Annotated in this window: 18 protein-coding genes, 1 tRNA gene and 1 pseudogene; 6 read left to right on the top strand and 14 right to left on the bottom strand. The window is 57.9% G+C overall.

Annotated elements, in window-relative coordinates; genetic code table 11:
* Nucleotides 1-33: 33 nt before the first annotated feature.
* The gene (locus QEZ52_RS10975) at nt 34-2,079 is read left to right on the top strand and encodes an ASKHA domain-containing protein (protein WP_406644385.1); all 2,046 of its coding nucleotides are present in this window, start codon (nt 34-36) and stop codon (nt 2,077-2,079) included.
* A gap of 109 nt (nt 2,080-2,188) precedes the next feature.
* Nucleotides 2,189-3,493: a T6SS phospholipase effector Tle1-like catalytic domain-containing protein gene (locus QEZ52_RS10970; RefSeq protein WP_406644384.1), complete on the top strand. Its 1,305-nt coding sequence runs from the start codon at nt 2,189-2,191 to the stop codon at nt 3,491-3,493.
* Between the two features lie 6 nt (nt 3,494-3,499).
* Here QEZ52_RS10970 and QEZ52_RS10965 read toward each other — a convergent pair whose 3' ends face one another.
* A complete protein-coding gene (locus QEZ52_RS10965; protein ID WP_406644383.1) occupies nt 3,500-4,819 on the bottom strand; it encodes an ATP-binding protein in 1,320 nt (439 codons plus the stop codon).
* Between the two features lie 78 nt (nt 4,820-4,897).
* Here QEZ52_RS10965 and QEZ52_RS10960 point away from each other — a divergent pair, with 78 nt between their 5' ends.
* Nucleotides 4,898-5,812 (top strand): MBL fold metallo-hydrolase, encoded by a 915-nt coding sequence (locus QEZ52_RS10960; RefSeq protein WP_406644382.1) that lies wholly within the window; start codon nt 4,898-4,900, stop codon nt 5,810-5,812.
* Nucleotides 5,813-5,905: 93 nt separating this feature from the next.
* Nucleotides 5,906-5,980, top strand: a tRNA-Asn gene (locus QEZ52_RS10955).
* A gap of 135 nt (nt 5,981-6,115) precedes the next feature.
* On the opposite strand, the pseudogene QEZ52_RS10950 reads toward QEZ52_RS10955, so the two are convergent.
* Nucleotides 6,116-6,610 (bottom strand): annotated as a pseudogene (locus tag QEZ52_RS10950) (IS5/IS1182 family transposase); the annotation flags it as partial.
* A gap of 132 nt (nt 6,611-6,742) precedes the next feature.
* A complete protein-coding gene (locus QEZ52_RS10945) occupies nt 6,743-7,969 on the bottom strand; it encodes an acyl-CoA dehydrogenase (protein WP_406644381.1) in 1,227 nt (408 codons plus the stop codon).
* Nucleotides 7,970-8,072: 103 nt separating this feature from the next.
* Between QEZ52_RS10945 and QEZ52_RS10940 the strand changes: the two genes are divergently transcribed.
* The gene (locus QEZ52_RS10940) at nt 8,073-8,984 is read left to right on the top strand and encodes a LysR family transcriptional regulator (protein ID WP_406644380.1); all 912 of its coding nucleotides are present in this window, start codon (nt 8,073-8,075) and stop codon (nt 8,982-8,984) included.
* Between the two features lie 119 nt (nt 8,985-9,103).
* Here the strand turns inward: QEZ52_RS10940 and phoB are convergent, their stop codons facing one another.
* From phoB to QEZ52_RS10890, 10 genes are all read right to left on the bottom strand, one after another.
* The gene (gene phoB / locus QEZ52_RS10935) at nt 9,104-9,793 is read right to left on the bottom strand and encodes a phosphate regulon transcriptional regulator PhoB (protein ID WP_406644379.1); all 690 of its coding nucleotides are present in this window, start codon (nt 9,791-9,793) and stop codon (nt 9,104-9,106) included.
* Nucleotides 9,794-9,796: 3 nt separating this feature from the next.
* Nucleotides 9,797-10,507, bottom strand: a complete 711-nt coding sequence (gene phoU, locus QEZ52_RS10930; RefSeq protein WP_406644378.1) for a phosphate uptake regulator PhoU — start codon at nt 10,505-10,507, stop codon at nt 9,797-9,799.
* Between the two features lie 76 nt (nt 10,508-10,583).
* Nucleotides 10,584-11,381: a phosphate ABC transporter ATP-binding protein PstB gene (gene pstB / locus QEZ52_RS10925; protein ID WP_406644377.1), complete on the bottom strand. Its 798-nt coding sequence runs from the start codon at nt 11,379-11,381 to the stop codon at nt 10,584-10,586.
* 24 nt (nt 11,382-11,405) lie between these two features.
* Nucleotides 11,406-13,190 (bottom strand): phosphate ABC transporter permease PstA, encoded by a 1,785-nt coding sequence (gene pstA, locus QEZ52_RS10920; protein ID WP_406644376.1) that lies wholly within the window; start codon nt 13,188-13,190, stop codon nt 11,406-11,408.
* Between the two features lie 14 nt (nt 13,191-13,204).
* Nucleotides 13,205-14,581 carry a PstC family ABC transporter permease gene (gene pstC, locus QEZ52_RS10915; protein ID WP_406644375.1) on the bottom strand — a complete coding sequence of 459 codons (1,377 nt, stop codon included), beginning with the start codon at nt 14,579-14,581 and terminating at the stop codon, nt 13,205-13,207.
* Nucleotides 14,582-14,672: 91 nt separating this feature from the next.
* A complete protein-coding gene (locus QEZ52_RS10910) occupies nt 14,673-15,674 on the bottom strand; it encodes a substrate-binding domain-containing protein (RefSeq protein ID WP_406644374.1) in 1,002 nt (333 codons plus the stop codon).
* Nucleotides 15,675-15,942: 268 nt separating this feature from the next.
* Nucleotides 15,943-16,989 (bottom strand): sensor histidine kinase, encoded by a 1,047-nt coding sequence (locus QEZ52_RS10905; protein WP_406644373.1) that lies wholly within the window; start codon nt 16,987-16,989, stop codon nt 15,943-15,945.
* Between the two features lie 111 nt (nt 16,990-17,100).
* Nucleotides 17,101-17,628 (bottom strand): gamma carbonic anhydrase family protein, encoded by a 528-nt coding sequence (locus tag QEZ52_RS10900; RefSeq protein ID WP_406644372.1) that lies wholly within the window; start codon nt 17,626-17,628, stop codon nt 17,101-17,103.
* A complete protein-coding gene (gene gmk / locus QEZ52_RS10895; protein WP_406644371.1) occupies nt 17,625-18,266 on the bottom strand; it encodes a guanylate kinase in 642 nt (213 codons plus the stop codon). The genes QEZ52_RS10900 and gmk overlap by 4 nt, the downstream gene beginning before the upstream one ends.
* Nucleotides 18,267-18,293: 27 nt before the next feature.
* A complete protein-coding gene (locus QEZ52_RS10890) occupies nt 18,294-19,202 on the bottom strand; it encodes a YicC/YloC family endoribonuclease (RefSeq protein ID WP_406644370.1) in 909 nt (302 codons plus the stop codon).
* Nucleotides 19,203-19,453: 251 nt separating this feature from the next.
* On the opposite strand from QEZ52_RS10890, the gene QEZ52_RS10885 reads away from it, so the two are divergent.
* Complete coding sequence (locus QEZ52_RS10885) at nt 19,454-20,149, top strand: PAS domain-containing protein (RefSeq protein ID WP_406644369.1); 696 nt, start codon at nt 19,454-19,456, stop codon at nt 20,147-20,149.
* Between the two features lie 235 nt (nt 20,150-20,384).
* Here QEZ52_RS10885 and QEZ52_RS10880 read toward each other — a convergent pair whose 3' ends face one another.
* Complete coding sequence (locus QEZ52_RS10880; RefSeq protein WP_406644368.1) at nt 20,385-21,755, bottom strand: 3-deoxy-7-phosphoheptulonate synthase class II; 1,371 nt, start codon at nt 21,753-21,755, stop codon at nt 20,385-20,387.
* Nucleotides 21,756-21,883 lie beyond the last annotated feature (128 nt).

Genomic DNA, 21,883 nt, shown 5'->3' with positions numbered 1-21,883 from the left:
TCGCGCAACACGCGCAAAAAAGAAGGCAGACGAATGACCACCGATCCCCTCGTCGTATTCACCCCGTCCGGCAAGCGCGGGCATTTTCCTGTCGGCACCCCGGTCCTGACAGCAGCCCGCCAATTGGGAGTCGATCTCGATTCCGTTTGCGGCGGCCGCGGCATCTGCTCGAAATGTCAGATCACCCCGTCCTATGGCGAATTTTCCAAACACGGCGTCACCGTACAGGACGACGCGCTGAGCGAATGGAACAAGGTTGAACAGCGTTACAAGGACAAGCGTGGGCTGATTGATGGCCGCCGTCTGGGCTGTCAGGCCAAAGTCGAAGGCGATGTGGTCATCGACGTTCCTCCAGAAAGCCAGGTTCACCGTCAGGTGGTGCGCAAACGCGCCGAGGCGCGTGACATCATCATGAACCCGTCCACCCGCCTGTTCTATGTCGAGGTCGAAGAACCCGACATGCACAAACCGTCGGGCGATATGGAACGTCTGATCGAAGCGCTGGACGTTCAGTGGGAACTGAAAAACGTGCAGACCGATCTGCACATCCTGCAATGTATGCAGCCGATCCTGCGCAAGGGCGGCTGGAAGGTCACCGTGGCCGTGCATCTGGGTGATGACAATCACCCGCCCAAGATCATGCACATCTGGCCCGGCTATTACGAAGGTTCGATCTACGGGTTGGCGGTTGACCTTGGGTCCACCACCATCGCGGCGCATCTGTGCGACCTGCAAACCGGCGAGGTCGTGGCCTCCAGCGGTATCATGAACCCACAGATCCGCTTTGGCGAAGATCTCATGAGCCGGGTCAGTTATTCGATGATGAACAAGGGTGGCGATCAGGAGATGACCAACGCCGTGCGCGAAGGCATGAATGCGCTGTTTGTTCAGATCGCTTCTGAGGCCGAGATTGACAAGGCGCTGATCGTGGATGCGGTGTTTGTGTGCAACCCGGTCATGCATCATCTGTTCCTTGGGATTGATCCGTTCGAATTGGGTCAGGCACCGTTTGCATTGGCCACGTCGAATGCGCTGTCGCTGCGCGCGGTGGAGCTGGACCTGAACATCCACCCGGCCGCCCGCGTCTATTTGCTGCCTTGCATCGCAGGACACGTAGGGGCGGATGCCGCTGCGGTGGCGTTGTCCGAGGCACCGGATAAATCCGAAGACTTGGTTTTGGTCGTCGACGTGGGCACCAATGCCGAAATCCTGCTGGGCAACAAGAACAAGGTGTTGGCCTGTTCATCGCCCACTGGCCCTGCTTTTGAGGGCGCACAGATCTCCAGCGGCCAGCGTGCGGCACCGGGTGCCATTGAACGGGTCGAAATCAACCCCGAAACCAAGGAGCCGCGGTTCCGGGTCATCGGTTCGGACATCTGGTCCGACGAAGACGGATTTGATCAGGCCATTGCCACCACCGGCATCAGCGGTATCTGTGGCTCGGGCATTATCGAGGTTATCGCCGAAATGCGCATGGCCGGTATCGTCGATGCCAGCGGTCTGATCGGATCAGCCGAACAGGTCGGGACGCCGCGCTGTGTTCAGGACGGGCGCACCAATGCCTATCTGCTGTGGGATGGATCTGCCGAAGGTGGTCCAACCATCACCGTGACCAACCCCGACATCCGCGCCATTCAAATGGCCAAGGCGGCGTTGTATTCCGGTGCACGTCTGTTGATGGATAAATTCGATGTTCAGAATGTGGACCGGGTGGTGCTGGCCGGGGCCTTTGGGGCCCATATCAGCGCCAAACATGCCATGGTTCTAGGCATGATCCCCGATTGTGAATTGGACAAGGTGACATCGGCAGGGAACGCCGCCGGAACGGGCGCACGGATTGCCCTGCTCAACACCAAGGCGCGCGGAGAGATCGAAGAGACCGTACGCCAGATCGAAAAAATCGAAACCGCGGTTGAGCCACGTTTTCAGGAACATTTCGTCAATGCTTCGGCGCTGCCGAATTCGGCAGAACCCTTTCCGATCCTCGCCGAGGTGGTGACGCTGCCTCAGGTGAACTTCAACACCGGCGGTGGGGATGGCGAGGCCGGTGGCGGACGTCGTCGCCGTCGCCGCGGCTGATCCCGATCCTCCCACCTGCCCCGATGCCTGTGCTCGGGGCAGGTAATTATCCCTATTGTTTCATGTATTTCGTGCCATACTGACAGTATTCTTCGTTTGGGGTATTGGGATGGCACCGCGCAAAATTATTATTTGTTTTGATGGCACTGGTAACGAAATCGGGGCGACGGACAGCAATGTCCTCAAACTGTACACCGGTGTGCGGGATGACAGCACCCAACTGAAACACTATGTCCCTGGCGTTGGCACTCTCGAAGGTCCGCGGTTGATTGATTCCGCGCTGGTCCGCAACCTCAAGGCGCTAGCTGGACAGGCGTTTGGCCGAGGGTTGGAAAACGATGTGCTCGAGGCTTATTCCTTTCTCGCCCGTCATTATCGGGACGGCACCCAAACGGGCTTTCCCGAGGCGGACCAGATCTATGTGTTCGGATTTTCGCGCGGCGCTTATGCGTCGCGGGTTCTTTTGGGATTTCTGCACAATTTTGGCCTGTTGGCCCCGGAACGCCTTCATTTGGTGACCGAAGCCTTTCGGGCCTATCGCGCGGTAACAGAATCCAAACGCGATGCGGACGACGCTGTGACATTTGCCCGTTTGCGGGCCTATGTCCGAGTTTTGCGTCCGCGGCCCAATGTCCCGATTCGCGCGATAGGGTTGTTCGATACAGTTGCGTCGATGATCCGATTTCCAAACCCGATCAAGACCTTGGCCGACATTGGTTCGGTTTTTGAACTGGCGACCCACGCCAATGTCGTGCACAACCCGTCGGTGCGCATCGTGCTGCATGCGTTGGCGGTGGATGAAAAAAGGTCGATGTTTCGCCCCCTGCCGTGGAAACCCACCGACTATTACCCGAACCGGTTTCACCATGCGGCGCACAAGCGCAAACAATATGTCGAACAACGCTGGTTCCCAGGATATCACAGCGATATAGGCGGCAGCACGGGTCAAAACGCCGAAATCGGCAAGCTGACGCTCAGCTGGATGCTGGACGCTCTCAAACAGGCCGAAATTCAGGCCGATCACGAAGACGCCGTATGCGATGATGTTGCCGCGCCAGAGCCCAGTCGGCACCTTCGCCTGAACCGCAAATTCCGCGAAGATCATCTGGTCCACGCCCTGCCAAAAGCGGACACCGATGCCAACGCCCCCTGGCATAACCCCTATGCGCTGGCCCCGATCCACAATTCGATGGCCGCCGGCTGGTTGCCTTTGGAATACCTGATCCTCAAGACCCGAGAACGGCGACATTGGCCCCGCCGAAAATGTGGCCCGCTCTGGTATTTGCCGATGCAGGAGCCCCGAGCCATCCCCGCCGATCACACGATTGATGACAGCGTTTACGCCCGCCAGCGCGGTCACCCCGGATATCGGCCCGTCAATATCAGCCCGCCATCTCGGGGACTGACGACCTGACCGGAGTTACCGGGCAATCACGATGTCTGCCTGCAATCCGCCCAGCTCGCGGCTTTCTCCCAATCTGAGAGTGCCACCGTGGGCGCGGGCGATATCGGCCACGATGGCAAGCCCCAGACCAACGCCGCTGCCCTGGTTCTGATTGCGCGCTGGATCCAGCCGGGTAAAGGGTTTGATCGCATCGCCCCGCAGATCGGCCGGGATCCCAGGTCCGTCATCCTCGACCCGGATCCGCAGGGATTTGTCCGACAGGACATAAGACACCTTTGCACGGTTTCCATAACGCACCGCATTGCCGATCAGGTTATCGACCGCCCTGCGCATGGCCGTCGGGTGCAATTTGATGTCGCCTGTTCCTTGGCACTCTCCCAGTTCGACCTGCTTGCCTTCCCGTTTGGCATCCTCGACCGCGCGACGCAGAAACACGTCCGGGACAATCGTTTCGGGTGTGCCCTGGCCTGCCCCACGTGAGAAATCCAAAAATGCATCCAGCAGACTCTGCATGTCATCCACATCCTGCAACAGCGGCTCGGCATCTTCTTCGTCAATCATGGCCAATCCCAACCGCAACCGGGTCAAGGGGGTGCGCAGATCATGGCTGACCCCTGACAGCATCATGGTGCGCTGTTCGATCTGACGTTCAATCCGGGCCCGCATGTCCAGGAACGCGCTGCCGGCGATCCGGACTTCGGTCGCACCAGTTGGCCAATACGGCTCGACACGGCCCCGACCAAAGGCTTGCGCCGCTTCGGCCAGACGTTTGATCGGGCGCAGCTGATTGCGCATGTACAAAAAGGCGATCACCGTCATCAACATGCCAAAGAACAACATGGTCACGATCAACTGATGCGGTGCCGCCGCCGTCACCCGGCGCCGGTCAAACGTTATGGCCATTGGCCCGATCTGTGACTGAAACACCAGCCGCACCACCCTGTTGTCCGCAAACTGAACCGCGAGCGTTTCTGGAAACACCTGATAGAGTGTGTCGGCAACCACGTGCCCGGAATAATCAATCAAACCGATGTCGTCTGTGAACGGGGCTTCGTCCGGCTCGACATCGCGCAACCCCATATTCAACACATCCAGAATGGGCTGTGCCCGGGCCACCATTTGCTGCGACGTCTGCGACGGATCCGCCTGCTGCGCGACAAGCCGCACCTCGCGGACCATCGTGCGGGTCATCTGGACGGTCACGTCCTCCAGGTGCCTTTGCAAAAACACAACTGAAACAACCAATTGCAAAACCACAATCGGCAACACCATGATCAATGCGGCCCGCCCATACAGGCTGCGCGGCATATATTGTTTGAGCCAATGGAAAAACATGCGCTAAGCCTATAGTGCCAGATCAGTGGTGTGAATACAGCACAGGTCAGATTCGCAAGACGCAACAGGACATTAGACATGACGCAGCCGCCCGATGACTTTAACCCGGTTCCCGGTCTGCCTGAAACCTTGGCCCCCGGTTTGCGCCGCGTGCTGGCCCCCAACCCATCCCCAATGACCTATCGAGGCACCAACAGTTATCTGCTGGGCACCCGACAGTTGGCCGTCATTGATCCGGGTCCCGACAGTGACCCACATCTACAGGCGCTGCTGGCCGCGGTGGAACCCGGACAGAGCATTTCCCATATCGTGGTCACCCATTCCCATCTGGACCATTCCCCCCTGGCGCGCAGATTGTCTCAGGCCACGGGCGCGCCCATCCTGGCTTTTGGTGATGCCCAGGCCGGGCGCAGCGTGGTGATGCAAAAGCTCGCGGCCTCTGGCCTTGTGGCTGGCGGAGAAGGTGTGGACCACGACTTTTTACCCGATCAGGTTGTCACAGATGGTGATCTGATCCAGGGCGATGGTTGGACCCTGGAGGTTATCCATACGCCTGGTCATTTGGGCAATCATATCGCATTGGGTTGGAATGACGTCTGTTTTACCGGCGATCACGTGATGGGTTGGGCCAGCTCGCTTGTCTCGCCCCCCGAAGGCGACTTGACCGATTTCATGACCTCATGCAATCGCCTGCGTGGCCGAGACTGGTCGGTCTTTCATGCCGGGCACGGTGCCCCAGTCAGCGACCCGATGGAAAGGTTGGACTGGTTGATCACACATCGCCTGTCTCGCGAAGCGGCCATCATCGATGCCCTTGACGGCGGTCCAGCCACAGCCCGTGCCCTGGCCGAGCAGATATACCTGGAAACCCCCGCTGCCCTGATGGGTGCCGCCGAACGCAATGTGCTCGCGCATCTGGTCGATTTGACGGGTCGTGCCATTGTGGAACCACAGGGTCCACTGTCTGCCAAATCAACATTTCAAAGGGTTTAAACACCCCTGTCACAGGTGTGGGTGAAAAACGGAAAAAATCACTATTTCCCCTCTGGACGCACCCCAAAACCCAAGCTATAGAACGCGCACCGTTCCGGCGTAGCTCAGCGGTAGAGCAGTTGACTGTTAATCAATTGGTCGTAGGTTCGATCCCTACCGCCGGAGCCATAAAAAGCCCTTTAAGGTTAGCCTCTTAGAGGGCTTTTTTGCTTTCAGACCTTGACCATATTCCTATTCAATCGCCACGGGGTCGCCACCGCAACGAAATTTTGGTTTGGAGTGTTCGCTGCTAGGCCCTTTTGGCAAATGGCGTATCCAAAGGAGGAGTGATGCGATGTCGATGACGCCCAGGAAGCATTCAACAGTCTTGTCGAAGCGGGTTGCGACGGCCGAACATTCTTGAGCTTGTTGAGGCACCGCTCAACCGTGGTGCGCAACCGGTAAAGCATGCGATCTACGCCAAGGCGCATATTGCAAGTCTTGCGCATTGGGATCTGAATTAGGATATCGCGTTTATCCATGTTGTTCCGAGTATGGTCAGTGTCATGGCCACGATCCGCCAGCAGCGCGCTGGGCTCCGGTAGATTGTCGTCCATGACAAGATCGAACCTCAGGTATCGGATGTTTGGCCCGACGTGATCTCAGTTCTCATAGCCAAAACACTGCTACGCAGCCCCCCCTTGTGGAGCCAGCTGCCTGATGATGGGCGCGGGTGACGATCCTGTCGATCATTTGCAGGGCGTCCAGAATGTCCTCCCAAAATCTGGCCAGGGTTCAACGACGGGAATGGCGATAGACGCCTGGGCCCGCAGAGGTCGTCACTTCCAGCCTTCTTTTGTCCGAACTCAACCAGGCTGGATAAGACAAGGACACAAAAAAGCCGGACCATCGGAGTGGCCCGGCTTTGTTTGTCAGCGTGGAAACCAGGGCTTAATAGAACGCCTGCAATCCTGTTTGTGCGCGGCCCAGGATCAGCGCATGCACGTCATGCGTACCCTCATAGGTATTGACCGTTTCCAGGTTCACCATGTGACGGATGACATTGAATTCCAGGCTGATGCCATTTCCGCCGTGCATGTCGCGGGCGTGGCGCGCGATTTCCAGCGCCTTGCCACAGTTGTTGCGCTTGATGATCGAAATCATCTCGGGCGCGGCATTGGCCTGATCCATCAGACGCCCGACGCGCAATGCAGCCTGCAGACCCAGGGTGATTTCAGTCTGCATGTTGGCGAGTTTCAATTGAAACAACTGGGTGTTGGCCAAAGGGCGATCGAACTGTTTGCGGTCCAGACCATATTGACGGGCGGCGTGCCAGCAGGCCTCGGCAGCGCCCATGGCTCCCCAGGCGATGCCATAGCGCGCCCGGTTCAGACAGCCGAATGGACCTTTCAGCCCCTGCACATGCGGCAACAGCGCTTCTTCGCCAACTTCGACGCTGTCCAAAACGATTTCCCCGGTGATCGAGGCGCGCAAGGACGCCTTGTTTTCGATCTTGGGCGCGCTCAGCCCCTTGGTGCCCTTGTCCAGGACAAAGCCACGAATTTTACCGCCGTGGGCTTCGGATTTGGCCCAAACAACAAAGACATCCGCAATTGGCGCATTCGAAATCCACATTTTTGATCCGGTCAGCCGATAGCCACCATCGGTCTTTTCCGCGCGGGTTTTCATGCTGGCCGGGTCGGATCCGGCATCTGGTTCGGTGAGTCCGAAACACCCGATCCATTCGCCGCTTGCCAGTTTTGGCAGATATTTCTGGCGCTGTTCTTCGCTGCCATAGGCATAGATCGGATACATCACCAGCGAAGACTGGACCGACATCATCGACCGATAGCCGCTGTCGACACGTTCAACTTCGCGCGCCACCAGACCGTAGGACACATAGTTCGACCCCAACCCACCGTACTCCTCGGGGATTGTGGTGCCCAGCAGGCCCATCTCCCCCATCTCGCGAAAGATGTCCGGGTCAGTGTGTTCATTGGCGTAGGCCTCGGTCACACGGGTTTGCAGTTTTTCCTGTGCATAGGCGCGGGCGGACTCGGCGATCATGCGCTCTTCTTCGCTCAGTTGGTCGTCCAGACGCAGCGCGTCTTCCCAGTTGAAACGACCCAGATCGGGGGCGTCTTTGGCGCGCAGTGCAGGTTTGGAAGCTTCGGTCATGATGTCAGCCCTTGAATTTGCCAATTTGGACTGGACATACTATGAGTAAAGAGCAAATAAAATCGCCTATTTCACATGACTTCATGAGAATTCGGAATACATTATGATTGCACCGCGCCGTTTTACCCCATCAATTTCCGCGCTGCGCGCGCTTGAGGCGCTGGACAGATTGGGCAGCGCATCGGCTGTGGCCGAAGAAATGTCCCTGACCCAAAGCGCAGTCAGCCGCCAGCTGCAATCGCTCGAAGAACAGCTGGACACCACATTGATCCAGCGCGACCGCAAACGGCTGTCGCTTACCCCTGCGGCGCGGGACTATGTCACCGAAATTCGCCAGGCGTTGAACCAGATCGCCCAAGCGTCCCTGCGGTTACAGGCCGCGCCGTTGGCCGGAACCTTGAACCTGGCAATCCTGCCCACATTCGGGATGCGCTGGCTGATGCCACGGCTACCGGAATTCGCCCGATTGCACCCGGATGTAACCATCAACATGACCACCCGTCTGGTGCCGTTCAGCTTTGCCTCTGACGGGTTTGATGCTGCGATCCATTTTGGGGATGCGATGTGGCCGGGCACTCAGTCGATGCTATTGCGCAATGAACAAGTCATCCCGGTCTGTGCGCCGGGGCTGTTGGGGGAGCGTCGGCTGACAACACCTGCGGATATTCTGTCCCTGCCGTTGCTGCATATTCAAACCCGTCCCCATGCCTGGCGTGACTGGTTTCACAAACAGGGGCAGACGGGTGATGTGGACCTCTCCGGGACGTTGTACGACCAGTTTGCAACCATCACCCAAGCCGCCTTGCACGGGCTTGGCGTGGCGTTGATGCCTGAATATCTGGTGGAACAGGATCTGGCCACAGGGCGGTTGATCGCGCTGCACAGCGAAGCCGTTGAGAGCGAGGGGGCCTATTTCCTGGTCTGGCCTGAAAACAAGGCCGATGGCCCCGCGTTGGTCAAATTTCGTGACTGGATGTCAACCAAGGCCCAGCCCGAAGATCCACTGCCCCGATGACCCCTGGGGCTGGACAAACCGGGGGCTCTGCCCCCGTCCCTGCAGGCAGGGACTCCCCCGGGATATTTCTGGCCAGATGAAGAGCGGATCCCCGAGTATCTTGTCGATGCGAATTGGGATCACCCCAAGGCATACCCCGCACCACGCACGGTCCGCACCGGGTCATCCCCACCAAATTGTGTCAACGCCTTGCGCAACCGGCCGATATGGACATCAACGGTGCGGGTATCAACAAAAATGTCGCGCCCCCAGACCCTGTCCAACAATTGTTCGCGCGTCCACACCCGACCGGGTTTTTCCATAAAGGTCGACAACAGTCGGAATTCGGTCGGGCCCAGTTTCAAGGGGTCTCCGTCACGGCTGACCTTGTGGGTTTCCGAATCCAGCACGATATCGCGAAACTCCAGCCTGACCCCCACAGTCGATGGACGCACACGACGCAGTTGGGTTCGCACCCGCGCCATCAGTTCGACCACCGAATAGGGTTTGACAACATAATCGTCCGCTCCGGTTTCCAGGCCGCGGACCTTGTCCAGCTCTTCGGTGCGGGCGGACAACATGATGATCGGGATGGACCGGGTTTCGGGGCGCGATTTCAGTCGGCGGCAGACTTCGATACCGCTGAGATTGGGCATCATCCAGTCCAGAACAATAATATCCGGCATGACTTCGGACACCAGCAACAGCGCTTCTTCACCATTTTCGGCGCGGGTCACCTGGAACCCTTCGGCTTCGAGGTTATAGGCGAGCACTTCGCGTTGGGCCATTTCATCTTCGACGACAAGAACGCTGGGTTGGTCCGCTGACATGGGTTAACCCTCGACCGGAGTGGTGCTGGTGATGTCGGCCTTGGTCCGGAACTCATCGGGGCGTTCCCCGGACACCAGATAGATGACCTGTTCGGCGACGGACGTTACATGGTCCCCCATGCGTTCGATGTTCTTGCCGATGAAATGCAAATGCATACACGGCGTGATGTTGCGGGGATCTTCCATCATGAATGTCAGGAATTCCCGAAACAGGGCGTTGTACATCTGGTCGACTTCGTGGTCGCGTTCGATCACGTCCTGGGCCAATTCGACGTCGCGTTGGATATAGGCATCCAATGCGTCCTTGAGCATACGTTCGACTTCGCGCGCCATGCGCCGCAGAGCCGCGGTGCTGTCGTTGACCGGAGGCACCTGAGCCAGAACACCGGTACGTTTGGCGATGTTCTTGGCATAATCGCCAATGCGTTCCAGATTGGTCGAGATCCGCATCACGGTCAGAACCAGCCGCAAGTCCCCTGCTGTGGGAGACCGCAGCGCAATCAGGCGGGCAGCCTCTTCATTGATGGATTCATCCAAAGCATCGACGGCCTTGTCAGCGGCGCGCACAGTTTCGGCCAGCTCTTCGTCGCGCGCTTCCAGCGCGCGCGCGGATTTCATGATCGCCTCTTCAACCAGCCCGCCCATCTTCATGATCTGGGCTTGGATCCCTTCGAGATCACGGTCAAAGGCGGATACGATATGTTGGTCTACCATGGATCTGTTCCTTGGGTTTTTCCGGGGCTGTTCTTGCGGCTGTTCTTGCGGTCGTTCCTGGGGCTGATCCCGGGGCTCAGCCGATACGGCCCGTAATATAGCTTTCGGTGCGTGGATCTTCGGGGTTGGTGAAAATCTGGCCTGTCTCGCCGAACTCGACCAGGTTGCCAAGGTGGAAGAACGCGGTTTTTTGGCTGACACGGGCGGCCTGTTGCATCGAATGTGTGACAATCACGACCGAAAACCGCTGACGCAGCTCGTCAATCAGTTCCTCGACCTGGGCCGTCGCAATGGGGTCCAGCGCCGAACAGGGTTCATCCATCAACAGGACTTCGGGTTCGGTGGCCACAGCGCGGGCGATGCACAGACGCTGTTGCTGGCCGCCGGATAGACCGGTGCCTGGCGCGTCCAGACGATCCTTGACCTCATCCCAGATGGCACCGCGTCGCAAAGCCTTTTCGACGATCACATCCAGCTCGGCCTTGTTCTTGGCCATGCCGTGGATCTTGGGGCCATAGGCGACATTGTCGTAGATGGACTTGGGAAACGGATTGGGTTTCTGAAACACCATGCCCACTTTGGCCCGCAATTGAACCGGATCGACCCGTTTGTCATAAATGTTTTCCCCATCCAACAGAATATCACCAGTGATCTGGCAGCTGTCGATGGTGTCATTCATCCGATTCATACACCGCAGAAAGGTTGATTTCCCACAACCGGACGGGCCGATAAAGGCGGTGACAGTCTTGTCCTGAATGTCCACATTCACGTCCTTGATGGCGTGGGTGTCACCGTAAAACACCTGAACGTTCCGGGCCGCGATTTTGACGTGTTGGGTGTCCACGTGTCTCTCCACAATTCTCATGTCATTCATGATCTTATACCTCTGATGCGCGGCTTACCAACGGCGTTCGAACCGGCGGCGCAGGATGATAGCGACGGCGTTCATCGCCACCAGAAAGAACAGCAATACAGCAATGGCAGCACCGGTTTTTGCCTGAAACGCCCGTTCCGGGAAGTCCGACCAGCGGAACACCTGCACCGGCAGAACGCTGGCGCTGTCAGTGATCGAGGTCGGAATATCGACGATAAAGGCGACCATCCCGATCATGATCAATGGAGCGGTTTCCCCCAGCGCCTGGGCCATGCCAATAATCGTACCGGTCAGGATGCCGGGCATCGCCAACGGCAGGACATGGTGGAACGTCGCTTGCAGTTTCGAAGCCCCGACCCCCAACGCCGCATCCCGGATGCTGGGCGGCACGGCCTTGATCGCGGCGCGTGCGGCGATGATGATCGTTGGTAATGTCATCAGCGCCAGCACGATGCCACCGGCCAAGGGCGACGAACGCGGCACGCCAAAAACCCCCAGGAAGACCGACAACCCCAACAGGCCGAACACGATCGACGGAACCGCCGCCAGATTGTTGATGTTGACTTCGATAAAGGCCGTGAACCGGTTCTTGGGTGCAAATTCTTCCAGGTAGATAGCAGCCGACACGCCAATCGGGAACGCCAGAGAGAAAGTCACCAGCATGGTGAGCAACGACCCAATGGCCGCGCCCCATACCCCGGCCAGTTCAGGTTCGCGGGAATCGCTGGCGGTGAAGAACCGCCAATTGAATACCCTGTCGATTGCGCCGCGTGCCTGGAGATCTTCGATCAGGGCAATCGACAAGTCAGACACCTTGCGCGACGCTTCGGGAAGTTCAGTGGTGAACAGGCCCCAGTCGCTCACTGCGTTGGCGGCGCCGCTCAGTGGGGTCAGAACAATGCCGTGTGCCTGGGTTGGGGACAATTGGGTCAGCTTGATCCAACCGTCACCCACCCGCACCATCAGCGAATTGTTTTCGCGTGTCAGCTCTTCGGGCGCGGATGTGTCCTGGGCCCTTGCGTCCAGATCAGCTGCCTGTTGCAGCAGGTTATCGCGTTCGGCGGCGCGCGCGGCAGAAAGTTTGCGGTTCTTCTGGACGTCTTCTTCGACAGTCGCGTCCTGTGCACGTTTTGCAAAAACCGCCGCACCATTATTCTGCATCGCCGCTTTGCGTCGCAGATGTGCAGCATCAGCCACCAGATCGCGTTTGACCACAGCCAGCATATTGGCGAAATCGTCAGACGTCGACGTGATCACAGCGTCTTTCCCGTCCATCTCGACGCTAAGCGCACCGGACACATCGACACGGTCCAACGTCCCGTAGCTGCCCTTGAGATACAGATCCGTTACATCCGATGCCAGAAACCGATAGTCGATGGTCTGCCCCACCAGATCTGGATTTGCACTGACCATCGCGGCCAGTTCAAAAGGTGCCCCGCCCGAAACGATGTCATACATTTCGCGTTTGGCTTTGCGCGCCTTGACGGATGGGAATGCCTCTCGCAGGGTCGATTTAGTCAATCCCGCAAAATCTGCCCGCAGGATTTCCTTGGGGTTGCGTTCTCCGTTGGGGTCAACCGTGTCCTCGGACAAGGTCACCGGCAATGTCACATAGCTTTCGGTCAGCGCCGACGAGGTCTGGACCACAACCGACGACAACAGCGACACCAAAGCCAGGCCAGAGGCGGCAATGGCAGCAATGCCATAGGTCTTGAGCCGGGTCACCTTGGCCTTGCGGCGGCGCAGGCGTTTGTCGGATTGCGCGGCCTCGATCAACGAGCCATGCGGGGTCTGGGAGATGTCTGACATCGTTTCAGGTCCGATCAATCATACAATTCGCGGTAACGGGCAACGATCCGTTGCGCAGCGACATTCATCAACAGGGTCACGCAGAACAGAGTGAACCCCAGGGTAAAGGCCGGCCCGGCAGCAGTTTCTGCTTCGGTGTCACCGGTGATCAGCATGACGATCTGCACGGTCACCGTGGTCACGGCCTCGAATGGGTTGGCAGTCAGATTGGCACCCTGACCTGCGGCCATCACCACAATCATGGTTTCGCCCACAGCACGCGAGAACCCCAACAGACAGGCCGACACGATACCGGGAAGCGCCGCGGGCAAGACGACCTGGGTGATGGTTTCCGCCTTGGTCGCACCCAAACCATAGGACCCATCGCGCAGCGTTTGGGGAACCGAATTGATCACGTCATCCGACAGGGAGGAGATGAAGGGGATGATCATGATCCCCATGACGATCCCCGCCACCAGCGCCGATTCCGACGCAATCGACAGACCAATCGCCTCGCCAGAGTTGCGAAAGAACGGAGCCACGGTGATGGCTGCGAAAAAGCCATAGACCACAGTCGGGATCCCAGCGAGGATCTCCAGCATCGGTTTGGCCCAGGCGCGTACGCGGGGGGTGGCAAAATCGGACAGGTAGATGGCGGCAAACAATCCGATCGGAACCGCCACCAGCATCGCGATCAACGTGATCAGCAGCGTCCCGGCAAAGAGCGGGATGGCCCCGACCTTGTCTGCGTCCATTTCACCGGTGTGCACACCAGACAGAGGGCTCCAGGTTGTGCCAAACAGAAATTTGTCGATGCGCCAGTCGATCTTGGCAAAGAAGTTCAGGGTTTCAAAGATCAGCGACAGAACAATGCCGACAGTGGTCAGAACCGCGATCACGGCCATCACCGCCAGAATTGCCTGAATGATCAGCTCTGAATGGTTGCGGGCGCGGGAGGACAGGGAAATCTGCCGCTGGGAATAGATCACGCCCAGGGCGATGACGCCCAGGACGGCAATGCCCCGAATCCAGGTCCAGATCGTAGCCAACGATGCAAATTCAGCCGCGATTTCTTGGCGCATCGTGTCCGATTTGGACGCCACCTGCCCGGTGGCCAACGCCTTAGCATCCGACAGCACCAGCTGGCGTTCGATATAGACCATGTCCGGTGCCATGTCCCCGATTTGGGACATCAAGGATGTATTGGTGTGATAGGCCGAAACGACGGTCACCACCACCAGCATCCCCAGCCCGCCCAGCAGGACCACCAGAAAGCCAAAGAACCCGTGATAGGACGGGCGCGAATGCAGTGCAGATTGATCGCCTGACGAAACCGTCACGGCCTTTACCCGCCCCAGAAGAAATGTTGCCAGCGCGGCAATAATCACCAGGGCAGCCAGTATCGAGGTCATAGCGTGATCCAGGGGAAATGTGGCAAAAGCCGGGGGTTTCTGAAAAGAAGCGACAGGGGGCGACGTGGCCCCCTGCCCGATTACGAGCGGATCAGTTCCACTCGTTACCGGTCATTTTGGTCAGACCTTCGACTGCGGCCTGGACGGCTTTATGCGCGTCGGTCGGCAGCGGGATCAGGCCTTTGTCAACGGTGTACCCTTCTTCGCCGGTGGCACCATCCGACATGAATTCAACAGCGAATTCCTGGATGCCCGGAACGACGCCCACATGGGCTTGCTTGATGTAGAAGTACATCGAACGCGACACTGGGTAATCACCCGAAGCGATGTTCTCAAATGTCGGCTCGACACCATCCACATACGACCCTTTGATCGCATCGGCGTTCTGGTCCAGGAAAGAGAACCCAAAGACGCCCAGTGCATTGGGGTTGGCTTCCAGCTTGGACACAATCAGGTTGTCGTTTTCGCCTGCTTCGACGTAGACACCGTCTTCGCGAATGTGGCTGCCGTCACCCTTACAGTATTTTTTATCGCCTTTTTCCAGCGATTTACAGGCTTTCTGCATCACCAGTTCTTCGAATGCGTCACGGGTACCCGACGACGGCGGGGGGCCCAGAACTTCGATGTCGATCGCGGGCAGCGAAGGGTCAACTTCGTCCCAGGTGGTGGGCAGCGGGCCGGCTGCGGCCAGGGCGGTCCACAGCTGGGCGCGGGTCACAGAAAAATCTTGGCCGGATTTGGCGTTGGCAACAACGATGCCATCATAGCCGATTTTGACTTCGGTGATTTCAGTCACACCGTTTTCGGCGCACAGCTTGAATTCCTTGGACTTCATGCGGCGCGAGGCATTGGTCAGGTCCGGGTGCTCGGTGCCGACGCCAGCGCAGAACAGCTTCATGCCACCGCCAGATCCAGTTGATTCAACAACCGGAGTTTTGAAATCGGTGGTGCGGCCGAATTGTTCAGCTACAGCTGTCGAAAACGGAAATACGGTGGACGAACCAACGATCCGGATCTGGTCGCGGGCGGCGGCGGCGGTGGCTGAAATGGCCGCAATGGCCAGCGCGGATGCAGTCAGTTTCACAAAAGACATCTTGGTCTCCTCGGGTGCGTGTCGCAATGATCATCCCCTTGATGATCCTGGCGTCAGCTCTAGGGGCGTCTGATTGCGCTTTTGTGACAGCGATGTAACAGCTGTATGACAAAGATCGGATTTTTCGTTCGGGGACGCTTTTTCCGGGTGATTTTGTCATCCCGTCGACAAATTCATTAACGAGTCATTACCGGAACAACGCGCCAGGGACGCGGAAATCGACCTAATGTGACAGCCGATTATGACAGATATTTGCAGATGTCGCGGATCAGCGCGGCAGAACGACCGTAAAACAGCTGCCCTTGCCCAATTCACTGTTCACTCTCAATCTGCCGCGATGCCGATTGATGATGTGTTTGACAATGGCCAACCCCAACCCGGTGCCCCCCATCTCGCGCGATCGGTGATTGTCGGCCCGGTAAAACCGCTGGGTCAGGCGTGGCAAATGCACCGGATCTATGCCGGGGCCGTCATCCATGATCTGAACGTAAACTGCGGCCGCGCGCACCGAAACATCCCGGTCGACCAATGTCAGCCGAATGGTCACAGTTCCTTTGGGTTTGCCGTATTTGATCGCGTTTTCAATCAAGTTGGTGAAAACCTGGCGCAACTGGTCCGTATCCCCCAGAACTTCGACAGTCTGCTCATGGGGGTCCAGAACCAATGTGGTTGCCACTTTGTCCGCTACTGGCTGCAACGCCGTGAGGATCGACTCCAACTGCTGGCACAGGTCAACGGTTTCACGCGGACGCACCCGTTCTTCGCTTTCAACCCGGTTGAGCGACAACAGATCCCCCACCAGGCGGTTCATCCGTTGGGCTTCGCCGTCCATGATCTCAAGAAACCGGTCCCGTGCACCCGCGTCATTGCGGGCTGGTCCGCGCAGGGTTTCGATAAACCCCATCAACGCGGTCAGTGGCGTGCGCAATTCATGGCTGACATTGGCGACAAAATCTCGGCGCATCTGGCTGGCCTGTTCCAGTTCCGAGACATCGCGAAATGTGATCAAAACCACTCCGCCCTGTGGGATCTGCGGGCCAGAAATATGGCGACAGGTCACATCAAAGGTGGTGTCCTGCGCCCCATCATTGCCCAGATGCCGGGTGGTTTGTGGCGTCCGATCGGCCAGACAGGTCTCGATTGCTTCGATCACCGGAGGTTGGCGCAGCAAAGTGGCAAAATGACGCCCGACCAACGACGCTCCGAATACGGTCCGAGCTTCGGCATTTGCCCCCAGGAACCGTTCTTCTTGCCCGACCAGCACTGCCGGCAGTGGAATCGCGTCCACCAATTGCGCAAAAAACAGTTCCGACATCGGGTCTCCCTTTCGGTGAACAGGCATGTACCCCCTCTCGTGTCAGAAGTTTGTAACCGATATATGGCAGTTATTGCGCCCAGGGTATCCCAAACGGAAACCCCGTCACACTTAGTCCTGGACCGGCGTCATTTCATCCCGGAACCGGCGCATGTTTTCCTGATAATGCAACGCGCTCATGGTCAGACGACGGGCATGTTCATCGGTGATTTCACGTACCACCTTGCCCGGTGCCCCCATTACCAGGGAATTATCCGGGATTTCCTTGTTTTCGGTCACCAGCGCCCCGGCGCCGATCAGGCAATTCTTGCCGATCTTTGCCCCGTTCAAAATGGTCGCCCCCATACCGATCAACGTATTGTCCCCAATGGTACAACCGTGCAGCATCACCTTGTGGCCGATGGTGCAATTTTTGCCGATTGTCAGCGGGAAACCCGCGTCGATATGCATGACACAGTTTTCCTGTACGTTGGAACCGGCACCGACCCGGATCTCTTCATGATCCGCGCGGATCGTGGTACCAAACCAGACACTGGCCCCCTCCTCCAGAACCACTTTGCCGATCAGGTTTACGTCCGGTGCCACCCAGGTGTCGGAATGGATCTGTGGTTTGTGCGCTCCAAGGGCATAGATGGTCATGACTGTTCCTCGAATTGTGTTTGAAGGGTGCGAACGTGATCTTGCAGGCGGGGCTGTTGAATCCGGCGCATACGTTCGGCCTGGACAATGGTTTTCAGGCGCTCTTCGGTTTCGTCCAGATCATCATTGACCAGCACATAATCGTAATAGCCCCAATGGCTGATTTCATCCCAGCTTTTGAGCATCCGTTTCGATATCACGTCATCGCTGTCCTGTGCGCGGGTTTCCAGACGGCGGCGCAATTCAGTGATCGACGGCGGCAGGATAAAAATCGACAAAGCGTGTTTACCCAGATCTGAATTGCGGATCTGAATTTCCCCCTGCCAATCAACGTCGAACAGCACATCCTGACCGGATTCAATGGTATCTTTGACCGGTCCCGCAGGCGAGCCGTAGAAATTGCCAAACACATGGGCATGTTCCAGCATATTGCCTTCGGCGACCTGCTGTTTGAATTCATCTTCTGACAGGAAAAAATACTCTCGCCCGTGCTCCTCGCCCGGCCTGGGTTGCCGGGTCGTGGCGGAGACCGAAAACTTGAGCCCTGTGTCCCAGGCCATCAGCCGGCGTGCCAGGGTGGATTTGCCCGCACCCGAAGGCGAGCTGAGAATGATCAGAAGACCGCGTCGATCTGCCATTGTATTTCTCCTAATGATACTGCGGGTTTATTCGACGTTCTGAACCTGTTCGCGCATCTGGTCGATAACTGCCTTCAGCTCCAGCCCCACGGCTGTCAGCCCGCTGTTTTGTGATTTGGAACACAGGGTATTGGCCTCGCGGTTGAACTCCTGCATCAAGAAGTCAAGCTTGCGGCCCACCGGTCCACCGGTTTCCAACAGGGTCCGGGCCGCCGCGACATGGGCGCTCAACCGGTCCAGTTCTTCAGTGACATCGGCTTTGACCGCGATCAGCGCCAACTCTTGGGCGACCCGGTCCGGGTCGGCCCCGTCCGTGTTGTCCAGGACACGCGACAGGTTTGTCTTCAGCGTTTCGGCGGCCTGCGTGCGACGGGATTCAGCCAAAAGCCCCGCCTGTTCCGTCAGGGTTTCAATCGTGCGCAGCTGAGTTTGCATCACCTGTTCCAATGCGGCCCCCTCATCGGCGCGCATCTGTACAAACGCCGCAACCAGCGCGCCAAAGTCTTGCTTGAGACGGGCAACCAACGGTGTGTGATCCAAATCGGCAGCAGCGATTTCCATCACCCCCCGCAAGGCCAAAAGATCCGTTCCCCGGGACGGTGCCAATGTCACGCCGGTTTGCGCCGCACGCGCCTCGACGCTTGCCAATGCTGCCAACACCCCGTCCAATGTCGCCCGGTTCACCGACATCTGACCGCCATTATCGTCGGTCCGTACCAACCGCAGGGACAGCGTGATATTGCCCCGGGTTACCGATTTTGACAGCTCGGCACGCAAAGCCGTCTCCAATCCGTCCAACCAATCGGGGACGCGCAAACGAACATCCAATCCTTTGGCATTGACACTGCGCAGCTCCCAGCTCCAGGCAAACGGGGCGAGATCACCCTTGCCCGATGCAAAACCGGTCATCGACTTCAAAAGCTGCGGGTCAGCCATGTTTCAGGTCTCCTGTCGCATGTTAACGGGGTTGCGCGCACCTAATGCCATCGGGCCACTCAGGGCAACCCCTAGGCAAGGAACTGCCACCCGATCCCATGTTAACCAACTGTTAAGGAATTGGTACAAAGTTGAGACAACTCGTGACACATTAACAGTTGGGTAACCTTTATGAAGCTAGTCCTAAATGGCGGGTCAACGCACATCGGGCGGACTTCAACAAAAGGTGGGGCGTGTAAAGGAAGACTGTCATGTTGTTTGGTTCGCGATTTCGCTCTGGCTTGGTGTCGGAAAAAGGGAAGGTAGTCGCCATGGACCGGTTCCGGAATAGCCAGAGCTTGTCCCCGGTGCGTCAGGCCGAGGCCTATTGGACCGCGTTGCGGGGTGACGGTAATATTCCGCGACGCTCGCAAATTGACCCGCGTGGGATCGAAAACCTTTTGGAATATGCCTTTATTCTGGAACGGATCGCCCCCGGGATAGCCCGGTTCCGTCTTGCTGGACATCATCTGACCGAATTGGCCGGGATGGAAGTCCGCGGGATGCCATTGACCAGCTTCTTTGGAGTCGAAGGGCGCAAGGCCGTCAGTGCCGCGACCGAAAAAATGTTCGATGCGCCTGCTGTTGTCCAATTGAACCTGATCAGCGAACCCCGGTTAGGCCGCAGCCCTGTCGTGGGGCATCTGCTGATGCTGCCGCTGCGCAGCGATCTGGGGGACGTCACCCGCGCGTTGGGGGTTCTGGTGACCCAGGGCAAACCCGGTTCCGGACAATGCAGGTTCAATGTCGATCATACAGAAATCCGCCATGTCCACGGTTTGGGGCACACCCCTGAAGGTCAGCAAGACGCCCGGATGTCTGACCAATCGGTGACAGAATTTGCCGAAGATCAGTCCGAATATGATCCCCGTGGATCACATTTGCGTCTGGTGGTTTCCCGCGACTGATTTCATTGTTCGGTTTTTGACAGGACATGCCCGACAGAAGTGGCGGTTTGCCGGGTTCTGACACGCAGTCCAGAAGGTCCGCCTCCGAATGACCTCCGGGATACGCGCGCGTTTCACCCGACGCTCCAAAGCTCGCCAAAGGCGAATACGCTCGCACCAATGACACTCCCGCAAAAGGAAAAGCGCCCCAGGTTTACCCGGAGCGCTCTTTTATTGTGCGGACATTCGGTTTTGATCAACCGGCCTGACGTTCCTTGCGGGCTGCGCGCAGATCCGACAATTCCTCGGCGACCAAAAAGGCCAGTTCCAGCGATTGCGATGCATTCAAACGCGGGTCGCACGCAGTATGGTAGCGATCCGACAGGTCCTCGTCGGTAACTGCACGCACGCCGCCGGTGCATTCGGTCACGTCCTGACCGGTCATCTCGAAATGCACGCCCCCCGGAATGGTGCCTTCGGCCTTGTGCACGGCAAAGAAGTCGCGCACTTCGCGCAGCACACTGTCAAAGGGTCGGGTTTTATACCCGCTGGAAGATTTGATGGTGTTGCCGTGCATCGGATCACAAACCCAGGTCACCTTGGCGCCTTCTTCGCGCACCGCCTGGATCAGACGGGGCAGATGCTCTGCCACCTTGCCCGCGCCAAAACGTGCGATCAGGGTCAGACGCCCTTCTTCGTTCCCGGGGTTCAGTTTATTCATCAGAACCTTGAGGTCATCAGCCGTGGTCGTCGGGCCGCATTTCAAACCAATCGGGTTCAGAACGCCGCTGCAGAATTCCACATGGGCTCCATCGGGCTGACGCGTGCGATCACCGATCCAGATCATATGACCGGACCCGGCCAGCCAGTTTCCGGAGGTCGAATCAAGACGGGTCAACGCCTCTTCGTACTCCAACAACAGGCTTTCGTGGCTGGTGTAGAATTTCACCGTCGAGAATTCATGCGTGGTATCGGCAGTGATACCTGCCGCCGACATGAAATCAATCGTGTCCTGAATGCGGTCGGCCACTTCCGAGTATTTCTGTTCGTCCTGAGCATTGGTGAATCCCAATGTCCAGGAGTGCACGCGGCTCATGTCCGCGAAGCCGCCTGTGGAAAAGGCGCGCAACAGGTTCAGGGTTGCGGCGGCCTGAGTATAGGCGTGCAGCATCTTTTTGGGATCCGGGATCCGCGCTTCGGGAGTGAAGGCCAGTTCGTTGATGATATCCCCCCGGTAGCTGGGCAATTCCACCCCATCAATCACTTCGGTCGGGGCACTGCGCGGTTTGGCAAACTGGCCTGCCATCCGGCCGACTTTGACGACCGGAACCTTGGCACCATAGGTCAGCACCATGGCCATCTGAAGCATCACCTGGAAGGTATCCCGGATTGCATCTGCGCTGAACTGATCAAAGCTTTCGGCACAGTCTCCGCCCTGCAACAAGAACGCTTCGCCACGCCCGGCTGCGCCCAACTGTTGTTTCAGGCTCCGCGCTTCGCCGGCAAAGACCAACGGGGGATACTGAGACAGCTGACCTTCAACAGCCGCGAGGGCGTCTGCGTCGGTATAATCTGGCATTTGAACCCGCGGTTTCGCGCGCCAGTTCGATTTTTGCCACTCAGTCATTGCTTTAATCTCCGATAGGGTCTTTGAAGACTTGGGGTTAGAGTGGTCTCTATACAAAAGACAGGTCAGACTGACCAGTTAAGAAATGTCCGCACTTGACGTTGCGTTGAACCTCTGAACATGGTGCA

The organism is Aliisedimentitalea scapharcae, from assembly GCF_045277565.1.
Taxonomy (GTDB): Bacteria; Pseudomonadota; Alphaproteobacteria; order Rhodobacterales; family Rhodobacteraceae; genus Aliisedimentitalea; species Aliisedimentitalea scapharcae.
The sequence above is the reverse complement of the archived record's forward strand: the minus strand, read 5'-3'. Positions and strand labels throughout refer to the sequence as shown.